Source organism: Frankia sp. CcWB2 (assembly GCF_977927585.1).
On the sequence record NZ_CDWRCM010000181.1, the window covers coordinates 1,847 to 4,346 of the forward strand.

Annotated in this window: 1 protein-coding gene, 1 tRNA gene and 2 pseudogenes; 3 read left to right on the plus strand and 1 reads right to left on the minus strand. The window is 63.4% G+C overall.

Features of this window, described 5'->3' with window-relative positions; translation table 11 throughout:
• Positions 1 to 147 precede the first annotated feature (147 nt).
• The 3 genes and pseudogenes from ACY45C_RS16995 to ACY45C_RS17005 form a co-directional block, all read left to right on the plus strand.
• Positions 148 to 719: pseudogene (locus ACY45C_RS16995) on the plus strand (reverse transcriptase domain-containing protein); the annotation flags it as partial.
• 135 nt (positions 720 to 854) lie between these two features.
• Positions 855 to 1,199, plus strand: coding sequence for a group II intron maturase-specific domain-containing protein (locus ACY45C_RS17000; RefSeq protein ID WP_462188552.1), 345 nt, complete (start codon positions 855 to 857; stop codon positions 1,197 to 1,199).
• Between the two features lie 153 nt (positions 1,200 to 1,352).
• A pseudogene (locus tag ACY45C_RS17005) lies at positions 1,353 to 1,985 on the plus strand (IS30 family transposase); the annotation flags it as partial.
• A gap of 272 nt (positions 1,986 to 2,257) precedes the next feature.
• Here ACY45C_RS17005 and ACY45C_RS17010 read toward each other — a convergent pair.
• A tRNA-Lys gene (locus tag ACY45C_RS17010) sits at positions 2,258 to 2,330 on the minus strand.
• Positions 2,331 to 2,500: the final 170 nt, after the last annotated feature.

A 2,500-nucleotide genomic window follows, 5' to 3' on the forward strand; every position in this document is an offset into this window, starting at 1 on the left:
ACCGTGCGTGATATCGGGGGGTTTCTGGAAGAGCTGCGGGCCGATGTGAAGGCTGGTAGCTTCCGCCCGCGACCCGCTCGGGAGCGGTTGATACCGAAGGCGAACGATAGGCTGCGTCGCCTGGGAATAGCGACCGTCCGGGGCCGGGTGGTCCAGGCATCCTTGAAGCTGGTGTTGGAGCCGATATTCGAGGCGGATTTTCTCCCGTGCTCGTACGGGTTCCGCCCGAACCGCCGGGCGCATGACGCGGTGGCAGAGATACGCCATTTCACGGGGCGCTCTTACGAGTGGATCGTGAAAGGCGAGATCAAAGCCTGCTTCGACGAGATTTCGCACTCGGCTCTCATGGACCGGGTGCGCGGTCGTATTGGGGATAAACGCGTCCTGGCTCTGGTGAAGGCGTTTCTGAAGGCGGGGATCCTCGGCGAGGACCGCGTGCTCCGGGAGAACGACGCCGGCACTCCGCAGGGTCGATCTTGTCGCCGTTGCTCAGTAACGTGGCCCTGTCGGTGCTGGACGAGCACATCGCCCAGGCGCCGGGTGGGCCTGCGGCCACCTCCAACGACCGGCGGATGCGCCGGCGTCGCGGCCTGCCGAACTACCGGCTGGTCCGCTTCGCCGACGACTGCTGTCTGGTCGTGGCGGGTACCAGATCCGACGCGAAGAGGCTGCGAGACGAGATGGCCGGGGTCTTGGAATCGATGGGTCTACGCCTGTCGGAGGAAAAGACCCTGATCACCCATATTGACGAGGGTCTCGACTTTCTGGGGTGGCGTATCCAGCGTCACCGAAAGCGAGGCGCGATAAAACGCTATATCTACACCTACCCGGCCAAGAAGGCGCTTCGAGCCGTCATGGTTAAGGTGAAGAAGGCGTGCCGACAGAACACGAACCTGAAGCTCGAAGCCCTGCTGCACCAGATAAGCCGGATGCTGCGGGGCTGGACCGCCTATTTCAAATACGGCTGTTCAAGTGCTACGTTCGGCTATCTGCGGGCCTACCTGTGGAAACAGGTCATCAGATGGATCGGCCGGAAGCACCGGCGGACTACCTGGAGGCAGCTCCGGCGCCGATACAGCTGTGGAGACGGGTGGCCGGCCGAGGGAGAGGTGGTGCTGTTCGATCCCGGAAAGGTAGGCATAGAACGCTACCGATACCGGGGAAAACGCATCCCGACGCCATGGCAGAGGGCGGCATGAGAAGACACGTCCCCCCGGGGCTTGTGGAGAGCCCGGTGCGCTTAACGGTGCACGCCGGGTTCGGGAGGCGGGCCGAGGAAACGGGCTGGCCGCAAGGCCGGCACCGCGCCTCGGTCCGACCTCACTACCAAACGCTCTTCCTACAGGCCGGCAGGCACGCTGAAGACCGAACTGAGGGTCGCTCTGCGGTCCGGCCGGGCACGCAGACGACCGTCCGGGGCGATACCCCAGGCGTCGCAGGCGATCCCGGACATGGTCAACATCAGCGAACGGCCCGCGGAAGCCGCCGACCGCGCCGTCCCCGGCCACCTCGAAGGCGACCTGATCATCGGCAAGGGCGGCAAGAGCCAGATCGCGACCCGCGTCGATCGTCACACGCGCTACACCACACTGGTGCGGATTCCCTACGACCGGACAGCCGCCTGTGTCGCCCTCGCCCTCAGCCTGAAGATCAAAGACCTGCCGGCCGACCTCGTCCGGTCGCTCACCTGGGACCAGGGGAGGGAGATGGCCGCACACGCCACCTTCACCCTCGGGACAAGCGTTCCGGTCTACTTCGCCGACCCGCATTCACCCTGGCAGCGGTCGACGAACGAAAACACCAACGGGCTTCTCCGTCAGTACTTTCCGAGATCTACCGATCTCTCTGGCTTCAGTCAAGCTGAACTTGACGCCGTTGCCGCCGAACTTAACGGAAGACCCCGGAAGGTTCTCGGGTGGAAAACCCCGGCAGAGGTCTACAGTGAGACCCACAATCTGATAGAATCGCAACCGATGGTGCACTGATCGCTGGAATCCGCCGCAATGGGGACGTAATGAAGTAACAAATACGCGATCGAGAGCATCATCGCAGGTCACAGGCCTGTGGAGGGTTCGAAACGCGCAAGTTATTTCATTTCGACTCCAATGTAGCCGGAGGTCAGGGTTGAGCGCGACTACGACAAGCAGACCGAAAACGAGATCAGAATCAGATGTCCGAGCCCCTGGAAAGCCTCGAGAACGTCGAGAGACAAAACGTTCGTAAACCCCACCAGGTGCGCAGGAATCTCCTCTCGACGTGGGCCGTCAGGGACTCGAACCCTGAACTCGCCGGTTAAAAGCCGGCTGCTCTGCCAATTGAGCTAACGGCCCTGCGAGAGTCATGATACCGAACTGTGTGTCCTCGGGGTGGTGATCGGGGTGTCGGTGCGGCTTGTGGGGGTGTGGATGGGACGCCGGGTGGCAGGGTGGGCGGCTTGTGGTGGCTCGTGGCCGCCCGTCCGCCCTGGGCGGGGCGGACGGGCGGGGGCCGGGTTAGTCGA